Genomic DNA, 18,299 nt, shown 5'->3' with positions numbered 1-18,299 from the left:
TCGACGCCGCGCGACTCGCCCCGCCGGGCGATAAGGTGATACCCCCGCGTAGCCGACGAGCATCTAGTGACCGACAGGAACACCATCCTCGTCGTCGGCGACCCGCCCGCCCTCTTCGGCGCGGCGTTCGACGCCGTCCTCGGAGATCCGACCCTCTGGCGGGCGTCGGCGGACGACGCGGCGGCGCGCGTCGGCGACGTGGACGAGGGACGAGTAGACTGCATCGTCGGGGCCGTGCCGCCCGAGGCGCGAGCGAAGCTGGTCTCCGACGTGCGGGAACGGGAGCCGGGGCTGCCCGTCATCCTCGTCGTGGACCCCGACGAGGAGGAGGGCGGCCGGGAGGCGTTCGACGCCGGGGCGACGGACTATCTCGCCGCGCGCGGCACCGACGCGGAGGCGACGTGGCTGGCGCACCGCGTTCAGGCGGCCGTCGAGGCCCACCGGAGCGACCGAGAGCGGACGCGCCGCATCGCCCAACAGTACGTCATCTCGGACCTCGGCGCGTTCGCCCTCTCGGGGCCGACGTACGAGCGACTGTTCGAGGAGACGGTCGAACGACTCGCGGCGGCGTTGGACGCGGCGTACATCGCGGTCGGTCGGCACCGCCCGTCCGTCGGCGACGTGGAACTGCTCGCCGTCGAGGGGTGGCCCCAAAGTTACGTCGGCGGCGTCTCCCTCGGACCGGGCACGCACGCCGAACGGACGCTGTGGGCCGACGGCGCACTCGTCTCCGACAGGGTGTTCCTCGACGACCGCTTCGACTCCAGCGCGTTGGAGGACTCCGCGAACATCCAGAGCGGACTGAGCGTCGCCATCGAGGGACGCGACGGGCCGTGGGGCGTCATCACGGCGCACTCTGAGAAGCCGGGGATGTTCGACGAGACGGACGGGCGCTTCATCGAGAACATCGCGAGGCTCGTCGGCGCGGCCATCGAACGGCAGACGCTCCGCTCGACGCTCGAAGAGGTGTTTGAGCGCATCGGGGAGGGCGTCTACGGCCTCGACGAGGAGTGGCGGATAACGTCCGCGAACCCGAAGGCGGCCCGCCTCCTCGGCGCGGAGTCCGAGGACGTGGTCGGCCGGAGCGTCTGGACCCTCTTCGAGGACGACTACGTCCGCGCGCAGTACGAACGCGCCCGCTACAAGCGCGAACCGACGACGTTCGAGGCGGTGTACCCCCCGACGGGCGCGTGGTACGAACACCGGGTGTACCCGTCTCGAAACGGCGTCTCCGTCTACCTGACCGACGTAACCGAACGGCGGGAGCGCGAACTCGAACTGCTCCGCTACGAGTGGATGGTCGAGACGGCCGACGACGGCGTGTACGCCCTCGACGACGAGTTCCGCTTCGTCGAGGTGAACCAGGGGTTCGCCGACCTGTTCGGCCGGAGCAGGGAGGAACTGCTGGGGACGGCCGGCACGGACATCATGGACGAGGAGACGGCCGAGAAGATAGCGGAGCTGCGCCGGCAGTCCGCCGAGACGGGGGAGGCCGCCACCGTCGAGTTCCCGTTGGACCGACCGGACGGCAGTTCGGTCTGGATAGAGACGCGGTTCTCAGCGCTGTTCGAGACGGACGACGACGGCGAACGGCGGTTCGTCGGCACGGTCGGCATCTCGCGCGACGTGTCGGCGCGCCGGCGGCGCGAACGGTTGCTCACCACCCTGCAGGAGCACACGCGGTCGCTGACGCGCGTGACCGACTACGACGCGGCGGTCGAGCTGACGGTCGAAGCCTGCGAGGACCTCTTCGAACCGCTCTCCGTGGACTTCTTCGAGTACGACCCCGGAGAGCGGACGCTCCGCCCGCACCCGGCGTCGGACGCCGACCCGGACGAACTGGTCGCCCCCGGCGGGAACCCGTGTTGGCGCGCGTTCGCCGAGGAGAAGACGGTCATCGTGGACAGCGGAACCGGATGCGGACGGAACCTCGTCGCGGAGGCGGTGGGGCAGTACGGCGTCCTCTCCGTCGAGATGGACCGCGACACAGTCACCGACGAGTCGGGCACGGACGTGTTCCGACTGCTGGCCTCCACGATGAGCGAGATACTGTCCGTCGTCGAGGCGGAGGCCGCCCTCGGCGACAGGGACCGCAGGCTGGAGTCGCAGAACGAGCGCCTGACGAAGCTGAACCGCATCAACCGGACGATACGCGAGGTGACCGGAGCGGTCGTGCAGGCGGCGACGAGCGAGGAGGCCGCCGCCCGCGCCTGCGAGCGATTGGCCGATGCGCGACCCTACCGGTTCGCGTGGTTCTGCGAGATGGACGCCGCGACGGGGTCGCCGACGCCGACGACGACGAGCGGCGTCGAAGACGGCTACGCGCACCGCCTCGGCGAGGTCCTCTCGACCGACCCGTTCCCGGAAATCGTCGCCAACGCCGTCGAGAGCCTCTCCCCCGCGGTGGTGAAGAACGTGGTGGACGCGCCGGGGTGGGAGGCCCACAGGCGCGACGCCCTCTCGTACGGCTTCCAGTCTCTGGCCGTCGTCCCCGCGGGGGAGAGTCGCCTGCTCGTCGTCCACGGGACGGACGCCGACGCGTTCGCCGAGGAGGACGGCGAGATGCTGGCCGAACTCGGCGCGACGCTCGGAAACGTCATCGACCGACTCGGTCGGTCGCAGGCGATGCTCGCCGACCGGCGCACGGAGATCGAACTCGCGGTGACCGACGAACGGCAGTCGCTGCTCGCCCTCGCCCGCCAGACGGGCCGGGAGGTTCGCGTCACGGGCGTGATTCCGACCGCCGACGGCCGCTACCGGACGTTCGTCCAGACGCGGGCCGACCGCGAGGCGGTCGAAGAGGCGCTTCCCGCGGGGACGTCGCTCACGGAGCTCACCGACGGCGACGACGACGACGACCACCGCTACGAGATGCAGTTGCCGGACCGGGCGTCGTTCGAGGTGCTGTACGCCGGCGGCGGGCGACTGCGCGAGATGACGGCGACGGAAACCGCCTGTCGGGTCGTCGTCACCCTCCCCGAGAACGTCAACGTCCGCTCCGTGGTGGACGCGTTCTCGGCCATCCACCCGGAGACGACGCTCGTCTCGAAGCGCACCGTGACGAACCCGATAGAGACCGAAGACGGGTTCCGCGCGCGCCTCGAAGACGAGTGGACCGAGCGACAGAAGGAGGCGATAAGCGCCGCGTACCACGGCGGCTTCTACGAGTGGCCACGCCGCACCACCGCGACGACGTTGTCGGGCGTATTCGGCATCTCCTCGCCCACGTTCCAGTACCACCTCCGGGCCGCCGAGCGAAAGTTGGTCCGGACGGCGTTCGCGTGATCGGCGGAGAGGTACTATTCGAATAGAGTCGTCAGACGCGCTCGCACTACTATAGTAGAGGCGAGGACTAAGCCCAATGGAGGACTACTGAGAGTAACGGTTGCGGTCGGTACAGCAAATAATTGGCATACACATGGACGAAAAACGAGTCATAGGGGAACGAGTCGAACCGTACGAACGAAACGGCAGCGAGGAGCCGGTCGTTTTGCGACACGACTGGGAGGGCGCGACCGGCATCGCGGTCACCGTCGCGCGCGCGGTGGCGGAGGCGTGGACCGGCGACCAGACGGACGCGCTCTCGCTTCCGCCGGTCGGGTCCGTCGTCGACACCGACGCGCTCGAACGCCTTTTCGAGTCTCTCAACCGGAACCCTCCGGTCCGGAACCGCGACGAGAGCGAACTCGCCGTCGTCCAGTTCGGATACATCGGATACGAGGTCAGCGTGCGCGAAGACGGCCAGGTGACCGTCGAAGAGCCGCCGTACTGACCCCGTCGCCGAACGCCGGTAGCGGCCCGCCGGACTTCGTTCGGCGACTCGTTCTCCTCGACCCGGTTCGACCGCACGACCCTTGTACGACGGTCGCCAACGGACGACCATGGGGTACGCCTGCCCGGTCTGCGACACGCCGCAACGAGACGCAGAGCACCTCGCGAACCACGTCGCCTTCACCGCGATGCTCCACGGCGACGAACACGAGACGTGGCTCGACGAACACGTCCCCGAGTGGAGTTCGACGAACGCGGACGAACTGGGTCCGGTCGTCGCCGAGTACGCCGAGGAGACGGAGTACGAGGAGGTGTTCGAGGACACCGTCCACGACCACGGCGGACGCGGCCGCACCGGAGGCGACCACGGGTCGCCCTTCGAGGGAGGAGCCGAGACGAACCCCGGATTCAACGCGGCGGCGGCCGCCGGAATGGGCGGCGAAACGCTCGACGACGAGGCGCGCGCCGTCCTCGAAGAGGCGAAGGAACTGACGGAGCAGATGCGCGCGGAACGCGTCGCGGACGAGGACGAGGGCGAGACGGACGACGAGTGACCGTCGGCGCGGACGCGAGGCGGCCGACGCGGACGAACTCTTCTCTCGGCGCACCGCCCGCGGCGTCGAACGCGACGGAAAGCGGTTAGTGACCGCGCGGGAGACGAAGATGCATGGAGACCGAAGGGAGCCTCGAACCGGAGAGCGAGTCGGCCGCCGAGGCGGCGTTCGAGTCCGCCGGACCGACCGCGCAGTCGGTCGTCCGCGAGGTGGCGAAGGCGATGGAGTTCGATCGCGAGGAGTACCGCGAACGGGTGACCGGCGACGTGGTCGAGACGGCCCGGAACGTGCTGTTCGCGGAGCGACTCGCCGTCACCGTCGGCGCGCGCGAGGAGTTCGACGCGTGGTGCGAGGACCACCCGGAGTACGAGGTGACCGAACTGGGGAGTCCGTCGGTCGAACGCGTCGCCTGGCACGCCGCGCCGTTCGCCGGCGAAGTCGTCGCCGCCACGTTCCAGAACGAACGCGAGGCGGCCGTCGGAACGCTCCGCAGACGGGCGTTCGCCCGCCTCTATCGCCCGCGGTTCCAGGGGTCGGACGACGCCGGTGAGAACGAGGCGACGGACGACGCCCGATCCGCGTAGCCGCGAGTGGAACTAAGGGCGCGCGTCTCCGAGTGACGGCCGACATGGCCGAAGACGGACGGAGACACGAATCGTTGGCGGACCCGGAGTGGCCCGTCGTGGAGTCGGAGACGGAGTACGAGACGCCCTGGTACACCGGCGGGTACGACTTGGTGGAGCAACCCGACGGGAGCACGAACCGCTACTACTGGGCCGAACTGGCGACGGCGGTGGTCGTCGTCGCCGTCGAGGACGGGCAACTGCTGTTCGTCGAGCAGTACCGACCGACGGTGCGGGAGACGCAGTTGGAACTCCCGGCGGGCATCGTCGAGGAGGGCGAGTCCTACACCGCGGCGGCGGCGCGCGAACTCCGCGAGGAGACGGGCTTCGACCCCGCCGGAACGTCGGTCCTGCAGGACCTGTGGTGTTCGACCGGCCTCCTCCGGCACCGGCGCGCGTACGTCTTCGCGGAGGGTCTCACCCCGGTCGAACCGGAGTTGGACGAAAACGAGTTCCTCTCGGTCCGGTCCGTCCCCGTCGAGGAGGCGCTTTCCGTCGCGCGGGAGAGCCCGACGAACGACGCGACGGTCGAAGGCGTCCTCCTCGCCCGCGAGGAGGGACTGCTGTAGAACTGCGCGGAAACGAACGAGGGCGGCGAGAGGAGGACTTTTACCCCGCGACCGGCTTCTCGCGGATATGGACGGCGAAATCGACCCAGCAGAAGTCGAGACGCTCCTCGACGACGAGGACCCGCCGCGGGTCGTCGACATCCGCTCGCCCGGCAAGTTCTCCCGCGGGCACATCCCGGGGAGCCTCAACATCCCCTTCGGGGAACTGCCGACGCGCGTCGCCGAGATAGGCGACGCCGACCGAATCGTCACCGTCTGCCCACACGGCCAAGCGAGCGTGCAGGCCGCCCGCCTCATCAAGTCCTACGAGGGCACGGCGGACGCGCGCGTCGAGAGCATGGCCGGCGGACTCACCGAGTGGGACGGCCCCCTCGAAACGCGAAGCGAGACGGCCGACCCCGGCGCGAACGCCGACGAAGGACCGGAAGCCCCGTTCTGACGCGCGACTCGCCGTTCGACCGGCGTGCGCCCTCGGCGATAGATTCCGCGAAAACGGTGCGACCGCCCCTCGCTCCCGGGCGAACGGTCCGACCGCTGGCAAGGGGGGAGACGCTCCGAAAACGGCTCGACGCCGGACTGGGATTAGAGGACGGTCACGCGACGTTGAAGCCCTTCTCGCGGAGGAAGTCCTCCACGCGGCCGGTGTGGTTACCTTGGAGTTCGATGGAACCCTCTTCGACCGTGCCACCGCAGGCGAACTTCGACTTCAGGTCCGAAGACAGGCTGTCCATGTCCACGTCTTTGGGGTCGAACCCTTCGATGACCGTTACCTCTTTTCCGTAGCGACGCTCGTCGATGCGGATGGCTATCTCCTGAGACTCCTTGGCCACGTCTTCGCAGACGCAGAGTTCCTCAGGCAGCCCGCACGTCGAGCATACTTCCGACATTACGAGTTGAACGTACAAGACCGGGATATTAAACAGTATCGGGAACTCACCTCGCGCCGCACCGCCGTTCGGTCGTTCGGTTTTCGCCGCGCCGACGGACGCGACGGGGCGCGGACCTGTCAGCGGACCGCCTCAGTTCCGCCGGAGGCGACCGAGAACCGGCGTAGACTCCTTCACTAAGCGGTCTACGACGGCTATCGCCTCGTCCGCCTCCGCGCGGGTGACGCCGTCGCCGTACCGGGCGCGTTCGTACGTCTCGCTCACCCGGCGGGCGTCGTCGTCCAGCCCGACCCTGCGGAGCGACGAGACGTAGTCCCGCGGCGTCTCGCCGGTCCGCCGCGCCCGGTACCGCCGTTCGAGGAGGTATTCGAGCCGTCGGTACGCGCGGACGGCGTCCTCCGACGGGTCGTCGTGCGCGCCCTGGTACCTGAGCCAGACGAGGCGGTACGCCCGTCCGGCGACGCCCGTTCGTCGGGCCCCCGCGACGAGTCCGGCGAGGGCGACGAGTCCGAGCGCGAACGTCCGCCCCGGCGGCAGACTCGGGATGGGCGAGTTCCCGCCCGGTTCCGTCGTCGAGGTTTCGACGCCCGGCACCGCGTCGGGCGACGGGGTGACGCCGCCGGCGTTCTCGTCGTCCTCCGCGACGGTGGGCGTGGGCGTCTCGGAGTCCGACGCGTCGCCGGGGGCGGCGTCGGTGTCGGTGGTGGCGGGCACCTCCGTCGGCGTCGGCGTGGCGGTGCGCTCCGTCGCCTCCGTATCGACGCCCTCCTCGCCGTTCTGCCGCGCCTCCGTGAGGCGGGTGGACTCGGCCGTCTCCCGCGGCGTGGACGGCGTGGGGTCGAAGCGGACCCAGCCGACGTCCTCGAAGTACACCTCGACCCACGCGTGGGCGTCGAGGCCCCTGACGACGTACTGGCCCTCGCCGGTCCGTTCGCCGGGCGTGTACCCGGTGACGAAGCGGGCGGGGACGCCCTCCGAGCGCAGGAGGACGACCATCGTCGTGGCGTAGTAGACGCAGTACCCCGCGTCCATCTCGAACAGGAACGCGTCGGCGGTGTTGCCCGACGGTTGGCTGACCGACAGCGAGTAGCGCTTGTTCTCTTCGAGGTACGCCTCGATGGCGCGGGCCTTGTCGTAGGGGTTGTCCTCGTCGCCGGCTATCTCGTCGGCTTTCTGTCGGACGCGGTTCGGAGTGCTGTCGGGGAGTTGGAGGTACTGCTCCTCTATCACCTCGGGGTAGTCGGTTCCGGACCGGCGGAGTTCCTCGGTGGTGTAGAGCGGCATCTGGCTGGTGACGGTGTACTGCTCGCCGGAATCGAGCGACCGCGTCGGCCTGAGGTTCCCCTGTTGGGTCACCTCGGCGTCGGACGCCACGTCGCCGTCGAGTTCGACGGGCCGCCACGCCGCGGGGAGGATGGAGATGGTGTCCTTCGCGGTCACCGTCTGCTCGACCGTCCGGGACGCGCCGGGCGGCCCGCGCAACCGCCCGGAGTAGGGGTCGGTGCTGCCGGTCCGAACCCATCCGTCGCCCGTGTACCGGTCGTACGCCGCGGTCTCCCAGTACGACGGTTCGGAACTGTTGACGGTGAACCGGACCTTCGGCGACAGGCGGATGCTGCCGACCACGCCGATGCGGTCCTGCGCGTCCACGAGGTTCGCCTCCATCGTGGGCGATCCGCGGTTCGGGAGGAGGGGCGCGCCCTCCGCGCCGGGGACCACCGAGACGGTCGCCGCGGAGACGATCATCGCGGCCAAGAGTATCGTCATCACGTCGACCTGCGCGACGCCCGCGCCGTACCGTTCGAACGTCGCCGCCGCGACGGCGACGGTGCCGCCGACGACGCCGACGAGCGTCGTCAACTGCCCGGCGTCGCCCGTCAGGACGAACAGGGAGAGGGCGACGCCGCCGACGGCGACGGCGGCGACGTAGCGCCGCCGCAGCGCCAAGTACCACGAGAGGAACACCGGACCGGGGGTGATGGCCATCGCCCAGACGCTCGCCCCGGTCAGTCGCAGGACGGAGAGGCCGGTGAGGAGCGCGACGGTGTCCGCGAGGATTCGCCCGGGCGTGAGCAGTTCGAGTTGGCTCCGCGGCAGGGAGAACACGTAGAGGCCGAACCCGCCGACGAGGAGGCCGACGGCGACGAGGGCGGCGACGCGCACGCCGAGGAAGCGGCCGAACAGCGTCGCCAAGAGGAAGGCCCCGGCGGCGATGCCGAGGAAGGCGGTCCGACCGCCCACCACGTCCGTCACGTGATAGAGGACGCTCAGGTACGCGCCGGTCAGGACGAGGATGCTGCTGAGTGCGAGGGCGCGCGCGCCGGGGGTGCGGTCCGCCGAGAGCGACCCGAGGCGGTCCCGCGTCTCGGCGCTCACGCCGTCACCTCCTCGAAGCGGGCGGTTCGGTTCGCGTCGCCGCCTTCGAATCCGGTCGCTTCGCCGGACTCGTCGCCGACGAGGCTCTCGAACGTCGTCTCCTCGCCGCCCACGACGACGGCGGTGTTCGACTCGCCGGCGCGGACCACCACGTCCGCCGACTCGTTGGGGACGCGGCCGCTCTCGGCGCGGGCGAGGTGTTCGAGGAGCGTCCGTTCGTCGCCGACGGGCGCTTCGACGACGCCCGAGGGCGTCGAGAGCGTCACCGGCACCCCGTTCCGGACGAGGCGGACGGAGAGCGTCGCCGCCGCCTCGGCCATCCGGTCGCCCGCGGAGCGAACGCCGCCCGCGGACAGCAGGACGCTCTCCGTGTCGGACTCGGGGACGTACTCCTTGACGATGAGGTCGCTGCGCTTCGCGCTCGATTTCCAGTGGACGTCCCGGAGGGAGTCGCCGCGGGCGTACTCGCGGAGGTGGTCGAACTCGTCGCGGCGGTTCGACGGTTCGGGGTCGTGGAGCGACGAGAGGTCCTGCGTCGCGGAGCGCGTGAGTCGGCGGACGGGCGGGTAGACCACCACGGAGTCGGTTCCCCGGGCGACCATCTCGCGCTTCGCCAACCCGAGAACGTCCCGCGCGACGAGCGAGAGCGGTCCGATTTCGTGCTCGCCGCGCGTTCGGTACGTCACCCCGTACGAGACGGGCTCACCGCCGACGACGACGTCGAGCGTCGAGTCGCCGTCGAGTGCGGCGGGGAGTTCGTCCGTCACCGTCGCGGGGTAGCTCCGCTCGGACTCCAGAGAGAGCGTCACGGCGCCCGCGGTGCCGGGGAAGTCGGCGGCGGGCGTCCTGCGTTCGACGCGCGGCGGGTCGGCCCGGTACACCTGTACGGCCGCCGCCGCGAGGGCGACGACGGCGGGGAGGACCAGCGCGTTCAGCGCCCGCGGCCCGAACACCGCCGCGAGGACGACGCCCGAGGCGACGACAACGAGGAGCGCCACTCCGCGTCGAGTCGGGCGCATCGCTCACTCCACCGCGACCCTATCGAGCGCCTCGTCGATGAGCGACGCGCTCCGGTCGCCGCCGGTCCGAACGCGGTGTATCCAGACGGAGCGAACCTCCGTCTGCACGTCGTCGGGGACGACGTAGTCGCGGCCGTTCAAGACTGCGCGCGCCTGCGAGGCGCGGACGAGAGCGATAGCGCCGCGGGGACTGACGCCCAGATCCGCGTTCTGTCGGGTGTATGCGGCGAGTCGGGAGACGTACGACCGAACCGGTTCGCGGACGGTCACCCGCGAGACGGTCTGTTGGGCGCGGCGGACGTCGTCCGTCGAGGCGACGGGTTCCAGCGAGTCGATGGGGTGTTCGCCCGCGATGCGTCCGAGCAGTTCCGTCTCCTCGGTTTCGGAGGGGTAGCCGAGCCGTATCTTCTTCATGAAGCGGTCTATCTCCGCCACCGGGAGTTCGTACGTCCGGCCGGGTTCGACGTCGTTCTGGGTGGCGATGACGGTGAAGGGGTTCGGCACGGCGTGCGCCTCGCCGTCCACGGTGACCTGTTGTTCCTCCATGACCTCCAGAAGCGACGACTGCGTCTTCGGCGGCGCGCGGTTTATCTCGTCGCCGAGGACGACGTTCGCAAAGACGGGGCCCGGTTGGAACTCGAACTCGTTGGTCTTCTGGTTGAACACGCTGACGCCGGTGACGTCCGAGGGGAGGAGGTCGGGCGTGAACTGGACCCGCTTGAACGACCCGTCCAGCGACGTGGCCACCGACCGGGCGAGCATCGTCTTGCCCACGCCGGGAACGTCCTCCAACAGGAGGTGCCCGCGGGCGAGGAGGGTGATCAGGATGTGCTCTATCGCGTCCGACTGGCCGACGATGACGCGTTCGACGTTCTCGGTGATTCGCGTGGCGAGGTTCGACGCATCCTCCACGTCGAGCGTCGGTTTGAGGTCTGTCTCCGGTTCGGGTACTGCATCTGCGTCGGTCATGTGTCAAAGAGGACTGCGGGCGGACCAGAGGCCGCGACGGGCGTAGCGTCTCACCGCTACGCGGGGATGGTCCGCGCGCACGTGGAACGGAGTTGCATCCGAACGAACGTAACTTTGCTGGGCGCAGGCATCCGTCCTATCCGTCCGGCGGACGCTCTCGACGCGAGGAAGCTCGGAGACGGACGCCGTGTTCGCACGCTGTCCGCGCCGCGGTTCCCGTTCGCTTTTGTCCCTTCGTCGCCCTCGGTACCACATGGACGACGCGGACGGAACCGAGACGCACGCGGACGACGGGGCGAGTTCGCCGGACGCGGGCGCGTCGGACGAGGACCTCCGACCCGAGGGACCGCCGCAAAAACTGCTTGCGAACCGCGAGGAGTTGACGCCGATGCTGTCGCAGTATCTCGACCTCTGCGAGGCGCACCCCGACGCGGTCGTTCTCTTCCAGGTGGGCGACTTCTACGAGGCGTTCTGCGAGGCGGCGGAGATGGTCGCGCGCGTCTGCGAGGTGACGCTGACGAAACGCGAGGACTCCACCGGTCGGTACCCGATGGCCGGTATCCCCATCGACAACGCGGCGTCGTACCTCGAATCGCTCCTCGATTCGGGGTATCGGGTCGCGATCGCCGACCAAGTCGAGGACGCCGAGGAGGCGTCGGGACTCGTGGACCGCGCGGTGACGAACGTCGTCACGCCCGGCACCGTCGTCGAGGACGAACTGCTCGACGCCGCGACGGCGACGTACGTCGGCGCGGTGGCGAGAGAGAGCGACGGGCGCGGCGACGACACGTACGCGTTCGCCGCCCTCGACGTCTCGACGGGCGAGTGTCAGGTGACGAGCGCCGACCGACTCCGAATCGCGGAGGAACTGGAGCGACTCGAACCCGCAGAACTACTCTTCGGCCCCGGAGTCGCCCTCGACACGGAGTCGCTGGCGTTCGAGGCGATGGTCACCGACCACGACCCAGGGGCGTTCGACGCCGAGTCGGCCGCCGAGACGCTCTCCTCGTACCTCGCGAACCCCGAGGCGGTCCTCTCGAACCCGACGGAACGCCGGGCGTGCGGCGCGCTACTGGACTACGCCGAGTACACGCAGGGCGACGACGGCGCACTCGACTACGTCTCTCGGGTTCGGCGGTACGACCCCCGCCGGACCCTGCAGTTGGACGCGACGGCCCTGCGGAGCCTCGAACTGTTCGAGTCGCGGAGTCACCGGAGCGGCGATACGCTCGCGGACGCGGTGGACGAAACGGCCTGCGCCCTCGGGCGGCGGCGACTCGTCTCGTGGCTTCGGCGACCCCTCCTCGATAGATCGGAGATAGAACGCCGCCACGACGCCGTCGCAGAGTGGGTCGAACGGCCGATGGCGCGGGAGACGGTCCGCGACTCCCTGGCCGACGTGTACGACGTGGAACGACTCATCGCGCGCGTCTCCCGCGGCCGGGCGAACGCCCGCGACCTGCGCTCTCTGAAGGCGACGCTGGACGTGGTTCCGGACCTGAAGGACGCCATGTCCGAGGTGGAGAGCGACGCCCTCGTCTCGCTTCGGGAGTCGTTGGATGAACTCGAAGACGTGCGCGCCCTTATCGGCGACGCCATCCGGCCGGACCCGCCGCAGGAGGTGACCGAGGGCGGCGTCGTCCGCGAGGGGTTCGACGACGAACTCGACGAACTGCGCGCGACGGAGAGGGAGGGCCGCGAGTGGGTGGCGAACCTCGAAGAACGCGAACGGGAGCGAACCGGCATCGACTCCTTGGACGTGGGCTACAACCAGGTCCACGGCTACTACATCGAGGTGACGAACCCGAACCTCGACAGGGTGCCGGACGACTACACGCGGCGGCAGACGCTGAAGAACTCCGAGCGGTTCTACACGCCCGAACTGAAGCGCCGCGAGGACGAGATTCTCGGCGCGGCGGAGAAAGCCGACGCCTTGGAGTACGAGGTGTTCCGCGAGGTGCGGGAGGCCGTCGCCGAGGAGGCCGACAGGGTGCAGTCGCTGGCGGATTCGCTCGCCGACTTGGACGTGCTGACATCGTTCGCCGCCGTCGCCGCCGGACACGACTACGTCCGCCCGGAGATGGGCGCGGCGGACGTGCGAATCGAGGGGGGCCGCCACCCCGTGGTCGAACGCGCCCGAGACGAGTTCGTCCCGAACGAGGCGGACTTCACCGACGGGCACGTCGCCGTCATCACCGGCCCCAACATGTCCGGGAAGTCGACGTACATGCGGCAGGTGGCTCTCATCGCCGTCCTCGCGCAGGCGGGGAGTTTCGTCCCCGCCGACGCCGCGGAACTGCCGATTCTCGACCGGGTGTTCACCCGCGTCGGCGCCTCAGACGACATCGCGGGCGGCCAATCGACGTTCATGCGCGAGATGGCCGAGTTGACCGACATCCTCCACAACGCCACGGAGGATTCGCTCGTCCTCTTAGACGAGGTTGGCCGCGGCACCTCGACGGCGGACGGCCTGGCCATCGCCCGCGCGACGACGGAGTTCGTCCACGACGAGGTGGGCGCGACGACGCTGTTTGCGACGCACTACCACGACCTGACCGCCCTCGCCGACGAGTTGCCGAACGCGTTCAACCTCCACTTCACCGTGAGCAAGCGCGGGGGCGACGGCGACGGCGGCGACTCCGGCGGCCCGGACGTGACGTTCCTCCACCGCGTCGCGGAGGGGGCCTCGTCCTCGTCGTACGGCGTCGAGGTGGCGAAGATGGCGGGCGTCCCCGACGCCGTGGTGGAACGGGCCAGAGAGTACGTCGCGGATGCCGAACGGAGCGCCGAAACCGGCGTCGGAGCGGACGCCGAACCCGAAGCGAGAACCGAGTCACGGTCGCCCGGCGAAAGCCACAACTCCGCCGAACGCCAAGAGAGAGCGACGAACGGCCGGGCCGAGAACGGCGCGTTCGGCGACGAACCGTCCGCGGACGGCGACCCCTCGACGGACGACGAACGACCGACGGACGGAACGCTCGCCGCCTACGTGGACGGGTTAGAACCCGGAGGCGACCAGTCCGAGGCGACGCCCGCGGAACGCGACGTGGCCGAGGAGATACGCGAACTCGACATCGCCGGAACGACGCCGTTGGAGGCCCTGAACACCCTGAACGAACTCAAACGGAAACTGGATGACTGACGCAGACCCGAGCGAACGCTCGGTCAGACGACTGGACGACGAGACGGTGGCGCACATCGCCGCCGGGGAAGTCGTCACCCGCCCCGAGGACGTGGTCGTCGAACTCGTCGAGAACGCCGTCGACGCGGGCGCGTCCCGCGTGACGGTGACCGTCGAGGGCGACGGTACCGACCTGCTCCGCGTCCGCGACGACGGCCGCGGCATGAGCGAAGCGGACGCCGCCCTCGCCGTCGAACGCCACACGACGAGTAAACTGTCGGACGCCGACGAACTCGAGGCGGTGCGGACGCTCGGCTTCCGGGGCGAAGCGTTGCCGAGCATCGCCTCGGCCGCCGGAACGCTCAAACTCGTGACGAACGACGGCGGGCCGCGGGGGACGCGCGTCCGCGTCGAAGACGGAAACAAGGAGGTCACCACCGCGGGGCGGGCGCGAGGGACCACCGTCGAAGTCCGCGATCTGTTCGCGGAGATGCCCGCGCGGCGGCGTTCGCTCGCGTCCTCCCGCGCGGAGTTCGCCCGCGTCTCCGACGCCGTCTCCCGGTACGCCCTCGCCCGCCCGGACGTTGCCTTCTCCGTGGTCCACGGCGGGAGCGAGGTGTTCTCCACCGCCGGGTCGGGGTCGTACGCCGACGCCGTCCTCGGCGTCTACGACCGCGACGTGGCGAGTCGGAGCACGGCGTTCGAGGCGGAGCGAACCGTCGCGGACGGCGGCGAGGAAGCCGCCGTGCGCGTCGAGGGACTGCTGGCGCACCCCTCCGTGACGCGTTCGCGGCGCGACCACGTGTACACGGCGGTGAACGGGCGGGCGTTCCCCTCGAACGCGCTTCGCCGCGCCGTCGTCGAGGGGTACGGCGACCTGTTGCCGGACGGCCGCGCTCCCGTCGCCGTCGTCAGCGTCTCGCTTCCGCCGTCGTGGGCGGACCACAACGTCCACCCGGCGAAGCGCGAGGTCAGACTGCGGGCGCAGGAGGACGTGACGGAGGCGGTGCGCGACGCCGTCGCCGAGGCGCTTACGACCGCGGACCTCCGGCGGAGCGGGGAACTCGCCATGGACCTCGAAACCTCGCTGGAACCGCTCTCGGAGGCCGACTCGGAGTTCGATGACGCGACCGTCATCGGGCGGTACCGCGGCCTCTACCTCCTCTGTGAGTCCGACGGCGAACTGCTCGTCGTCGACCAACACGCCGCCCACGAGCGAATCAACTACGAGCGACTGCGCGCCGCGGCGGACGGCGCGCCCGAGTCGGCGGCGGTGGACCCCCCGGCGACCGTCTCGCTGTCGCCCGCACTCGCCGCGACGGCGAGAGAGAGGCGGGCGGAACTGGAGCGGCTCGGGTACGACGTCGAACCGTTCGGCGGCGGGACGGTACGCGTCGCCGCCGTCCCCGCGCCGATGGGACGCGCCGCCTCGCCGGAGAGCGTCCGCGACGCCTTGGACGCCCTCTCGAACGGGGAGACGCCCGACGAGGGGCGAGACGCGATGCTGAAGGACCTCGCCTGTCACCCGTCGCTGAAGGCGGGCAACGAACTCGGCGAGGAGGACGCGGCGGCGTTGGTCGAACGACTCGGCGCGTGCGAACGCCCGTACGCCTGCCCGCACGGCCGTCCGACCGTCCTCGCCATCGACGAGGAGACGTTCGTCCGCGGGTTCGGGCGGCGCGCGACGCGGATGGGGTGACCGGGGAGGGCGGGCGCGACGCGGGGACTCAGCGGTAGCCGCTCGCGACGAGGAGGATACCGAAGAGGAGGCCGACCGCGACGAGTGCCCCGCCGCCGATGGCGTAGAGCTCCGCGGCGGTGTACCGGAACTGTTCGCCGTACCGCATGATTCCCGCCGACACCAAGAGCGTGAGTCCCGACCCGGTCAGAACCGTCGCGACGTCGAATCCAGCGGGGTTACCGATATCCGGCATACGGACGAAGTGTGATCGGCGTAACGTGATAGAGGTGGTGATCGGAGCGCGGGACCGACTACCACTCCTTGCAGGACTCGCAGACGAACGTCTCGCTCCCGTCGGCGTCCGCCGTCCAGACTCGTTCGACGGACTCCCCGCAGGCGGCGCACTCGACGCCATCTGGGTCCCACCGGTACGTCGCGACGGCCGGGCCCGGCGCGTCGCCGGCGTCGTCCTCGTCGTCGGGAGCGTCGGCGGGTTCGGACTCGTCGACAGATTCGGACGCGTCGGCGGATTCCGCGGCGTCGTCGCCCTCGTCGTCGCTTCCTCCGACGAAGTCCTCCAGCGAACGGTCCTCGGTCATGGTCGGACGAAATCCGCCTCGCACCTTAGCGGTGGCGACATCCCGGGCGGGGCGCGGCGTGCCGTCCATCAACACACAAATACCGGGAACCCGAACGGTCGCGCATGGTCACGGTACTCGATTTCGTCGTGATGTTGCTCGAGAGCGCCGTCGAACTGTTAGTCACCGGCGGACTGCGTATCGTCGGCACCGGCGACCCGCTAACCATCGTCTCGTTCCTCGTCGGCGGGGTGCTGATAGCGTTCTCCGTCGCCGCCTTCGGCTACCTCGCCCTCGGCGGACTGGTGAACTGGGCGACCGGTCTCGGCGCTAGCGCGCCGAGTCGTAGGCCTCGGCCGCGAGAGTAATCGCCTCGTCGGGGTCGGGCCCCAACGGCGACCCGACGACGATACCGTCGGCGTGGTTCAGGACGGCCGCCATGCGGTCGGCCACCTCTTCTCCCGTCCCGGCCATCGCGAAGGCGTCCACCATCGCGGGCGTCACGAGGCCGAACGCCTCCGAGAACGCGCCCGCGCTTATCTTCTCGCCGATTTCCTCCGCCCGAGAGCGGTCGATGCCGTGCCTGTCGAGGACCGGCGGGGCCGCGCCCGCCGCGATGAACGCCACGGGCGGGCGGGCGGCCTCTCGCGCGGCCTCTCTGTCCTCGGCGACGCTGACGCTGGCGTACGCGAGGAGTTCGAAGTCTCCCCCGTCCGCGGGGCGGTCGGAGACGCCCTCCGCGACGCGTTCGCCTGCCCACGCCAAGTCGTCGGGGTGCGACCCGTTGAACAGCAAGCCGTCGGCGTGCTTGCCGGCCATCCGGCACATCTGCGGCCCCTCGCCGCCGACGTACACCGGAATCTCGCCCGGCACCTCGAAGTTGAGTCCGGCGTCCGTCGCCTCGAACGTCCCCTCGTGGGAGACGCGTTCGCCCGCCCAGATCCTCCGTGCGACCTTGAACGACTCCAAGACCGACCGCAGGCCGCGTTCGTCTTCGAGGCCGAGGTTTCGGAGCGTCGAGGGGTCGCCCGGGCCGATGCCGAAGACGGCGCGGCCCTCCGACAGTTCCGCGACGGTGGCCGTCTTCGCCGCCAGCGTCACCGGGTGGAGTTCGTAGGGGTTGGCGACGCCCGGGCCGAGTCGGATGCCGTCCGTCTCGGCCGCGAGGTGCGAGAGGACGGCGAACGGGTCGCGGTTGTTGTAGTGACAGGAGACGAACGCCGCATCGTAGCCCGCTTCCTCCGCGAGGACGCCGCGTTCGACGACTTCGGGGACGGGGTGTTCGGGCGTCAGTTCGACGCCGAACAGTCCCTCACCCGTCATACTCCCACCCCCGGAGGGCCTGCCGGACGAAGTCCGTCCCCGCGTCGCGGAAGTGTTCGTCGCTGCCGCCGTGGTCGCCCCACTCGAAGTCGCGGACGACGACGACGGGCGTGCCGCCCGCCCCCTCGCCGGCCAGCAGGTTCGCCGCCGCCGCGAGTTCGTCCACGACGTTCTCGACGGTCACGCCGAGTTCGCGCCCCTCGCGGTCGGTCTCGCCGCGCCAGTCTCTGGACGCGCGCGTGCCGGCCCACCCGATGGCGACGCCGCGTTGCCCGTGGCGGAACGGCCGCCCGCAGGTGTCGGTGACGACGACGCGGTCGGCGGGTAACCCCGCGCGGATTCGCTCGGCGCTCTCGGAGGGGCGTTTCGGAAGCAGGAGTAGGTCGTGGTCGGGGACGTTCGAGCGGTCGATGCCGGCGTTGACGCCGACGTGGCCGAACCGCGTCTCCGTCAGCAGGAACGGCGACTCCGTCAGCAGTTCGACGCTCTCTTCGAGGACCGCTTGGGCGAATCGGGGGTCCTTCTCCTCTCCCGTCGCCGCTTCGAGGTTCGCGGCGATCTCCCTCGCCCGCGGCCCCGCCGGAAACTCCGAGAGGTCGGCCTGCCGGCCTTCGGCCTTCGAGATGACGGTGGAGGCGACGCAGACGACGTCGTCCTCGCGGAGGTCGACCCGTTCTCGGACGACGGCCGCTAAGTCGTCCCCCGGACCGACCTCCGGCACGTCGGGGACGGCGAATAGTTCCATACCCGAGGTGGGGGACGCGCCGGTAAAAAGCGGGGAGATGTTGGAGAATGCGGCCGGTTTTCGGAGGCGCAAGACCCGTCACC

General features: G+C 70.1%; 17 protein-coding genes. 9 read left to right on the top strand and 8 right to left on the bottom strand.

The window, feature by feature from the left end; genetic code table 11:
• The first annotated feature begins 66 nt into the window (after positions 1–66).
• The 6 genes from ACFQEV_RS03455 to ACFQEV_RS03430 all read left to right on the top strand — a co-directional run bounded on the left by ACFQEV_RS03455 (position 67) and on the right by ACFQEV_RS03430 (position 5,956).
• On the top strand, positions 67–3,285 hold the full coding sequence (locus tag ACFQEV_RS03455) for a bacterio-opsin activator domain-containing protein (protein WP_379692648.1): 3,219 nt from the start codon (positions 67–69) through the stop codon (positions 3,283–3,285).
• Between the two features lie 133 nt (positions 3,286–3,418).
• On the top strand, positions 3,419–3,772 hold the full coding sequence (locus tag ACFQEV_RS03450) for a HalOD1 output domain-containing protein (RefSeq protein ID WP_379692646.1): 354 nt from the start codon (positions 3,419–3,421) through the stop codon (positions 3,770–3,772).
• 82 nt (positions 3,773–3,854) lie between these two features.
• Positions 3,855–4,325: a DUF5810 domain-containing protein gene (locus ACFQEV_RS03445; protein WP_379692644.1), complete on the top strand. Its 471-nt coding sequence runs from the start codon at positions 3,855–3,857 to the stop codon at positions 4,323–4,325.
• Between the two features lie 113 nt (positions 4,326–4,438).
• Positions 4,439–4,909 carry a DUF5809 family protein gene (locus ACFQEV_RS03440; RefSeq protein WP_379692642.1) on the top strand — a complete coding sequence of 157 codons (471 nt, stop codon included), beginning with the start codon at positions 4,439–4,441 and terminating at the stop codon, positions 4,907–4,909.
• Positions 4,910–4,953: 44 nt separating this feature from the next.
• On the top strand, positions 4,954–5,517 hold the full coding sequence (locus ACFQEV_RS03435; protein ID WP_379692640.1) for an NUDIX hydrolase: 564 nt from the start codon (positions 4,954–4,956) through the stop codon (positions 5,515–5,517).
• A 67-nt stretch (positions 5,518–5,584) separates the two neighbouring features.
• Positions 5,585–5,956: a rhodanese-like domain-containing protein gene (locus ACFQEV_RS03430; RefSeq protein ID WP_379692638.1), complete on the top strand. Its 372-nt coding sequence runs from the start codon at positions 5,585–5,587 to the stop codon at positions 5,954–5,956.
• A 154-nt stretch (positions 5,957–6,110) separates the two neighbouring features.
• Here the strand turns inward: ACFQEV_RS03430 and yciH are convergent, their stop codons facing one another.
• The 4 genes from yciH to ACFQEV_RS03410 all read right to left on the bottom strand — a co-directional run bounded on the left by yciH (position 6,111) and on the right by ACFQEV_RS03410 (position 10,768).
• Positions 6,111–6,404 (bottom strand): stress response translation initiation inhibitor YciH, encoded by a 294-nt coding sequence (yciH, locus tag ACFQEV_RS03425; RefSeq protein WP_379692637.1) that lies wholly within the window; start codon positions 6,402–6,404, stop codon positions 6,111–6,113.
• 132 nt (positions 6,405–6,536) lie between these two features.
• Positions 6,537–8,780 (bottom strand): transglutaminase TgpA family protein, encoded by a 2,244-nt coding sequence (locus ACFQEV_RS03420; protein WP_379692636.1) that lies wholly within the window; start codon positions 8,778–8,780, stop codon positions 6,537–6,539.
• Positions 8,777–9,799, bottom strand: coding sequence for a DUF58 domain-containing protein (locus ACFQEV_RS03415; RefSeq protein WP_379692634.1), 1,023 nt, complete (start codon positions 9,797–9,799; stop codon positions 8,777–8,779). The genes ACFQEV_RS03420 and ACFQEV_RS03415 overlap by 4 nt, the downstream gene beginning before the upstream one ends.
• Positions 9,800–9,802: 3 nt before the next feature.
• Positions 9,803–10,768, bottom strand: a complete 966-nt coding sequence (locus tag ACFQEV_RS03410; protein WP_379692632.1) for an AAA family ATPase — start codon at positions 10,766–10,768, stop codon at positions 9,803–9,805.
• Between the two features lie 253 nt (positions 10,769–11,021).
• On the opposite strand from ACFQEV_RS03410, the gene mutS reads away from it, so the two are divergent.
• Together mutS and mutL are read left to right on the top strand one after the other, a co-directional pair.
• Positions 11,022–13,910, top strand: a complete 2,889-nt coding sequence (mutS, locus tag ACFQEV_RS03405) for a DNA mismatch repair protein MutS (RefSeq protein ID WP_379692631.1) — start codon at positions 11,022–11,024, stop codon at positions 13,908–13,910.
• On the top strand, positions 13,903–15,588 hold the full coding sequence (gene mutL / locus ACFQEV_RS03400) for a DNA mismatch repair endonuclease MutL (protein WP_379692630.1): 1,686 nt from the start codon (positions 13,903–13,905) through the stop codon (positions 15,586–15,588). Before mutS ends, mutL begins: the two co-directional genes overlap by 8 nt.
• 28 nt (positions 15,589–15,616) lie before the next feature.
• Here mutL and ACFQEV_RS03395 read toward each other — a convergent pair whose 3' ends face one another.
• Together ACFQEV_RS03395 and ACFQEV_RS03390 are read right to left on the bottom strand one after the other, a co-directional pair.
• Positions 15,617–15,823, bottom strand: coding sequence for a hypothetical protein (locus tag ACFQEV_RS03395; RefSeq protein ID WP_379692629.1), 207 nt, complete (start codon positions 15,821–15,823; stop codon positions 15,617–15,619).
• 58 nt (positions 15,824–15,881) lie between these two features.
• Positions 15,882–16,169 carry a DUF7573 domain-containing protein gene (locus ACFQEV_RS03390; protein ID WP_379692627.1) on the bottom strand — a complete coding sequence of 96 codons (288 nt, stop codon included), beginning with the start codon at positions 16,167–16,169 and terminating at the stop codon, positions 15,882–15,884.
• A gap of 104 nt (positions 16,170–16,273) precedes the next feature.
• Here ACFQEV_RS03390 and ACFQEV_RS03385 point away from each other — a divergent pair, with 104 nt between their 5' ends.
• Positions 16,274–16,516 (top strand): hypothetical protein, encoded by a 243-nt coding sequence (locus tag ACFQEV_RS03385; protein ID WP_379692626.1) that lies wholly within the window; start codon positions 16,274–16,276, stop codon positions 16,514–16,516.
• Here the strand turns inward: ACFQEV_RS03385 and ACFQEV_RS03380 are convergent.
• Entirely contained in the window at positions 16,479–17,456 is a 978-nt protein-coding gene (locus ACFQEV_RS03380; RefSeq protein ID WP_379694514.1) for a 5,10-methylenetetrahydromethanopterin reductase, read from the bottom strand. The two genes, ACFQEV_RS03385 and ACFQEV_RS03380, sit on opposite strands and share 38 nt — an antisense overlap.
• Positions 17,457–17,460: 4 nt before the next feature.
• Entirely contained in the window at positions 17,461–18,216 is a 756-nt protein-coding gene (locus ACFQEV_RS03375; protein ID WP_379692625.1) for a coenzyme F420-0:L-glutamate ligase, read from the bottom strand.
• Between the last annotated feature and the right edge of the window lie 83 nt (positions 18,217–18,299).

It is taken from the genome of Halopelagius fulvigenes (assembly GCF_042662625.1).
GTDB lineage: Archaea > Halobacteriota > Halobacteria > Halobacteriales > Haloferacaceae > Halopelagius > Halopelagius fulvigenes.
The sequence above is the reverse complement of the archived record's forward strand: the minus strand, read 5'-3'. Positions and strand labels throughout refer to the sequence as shown.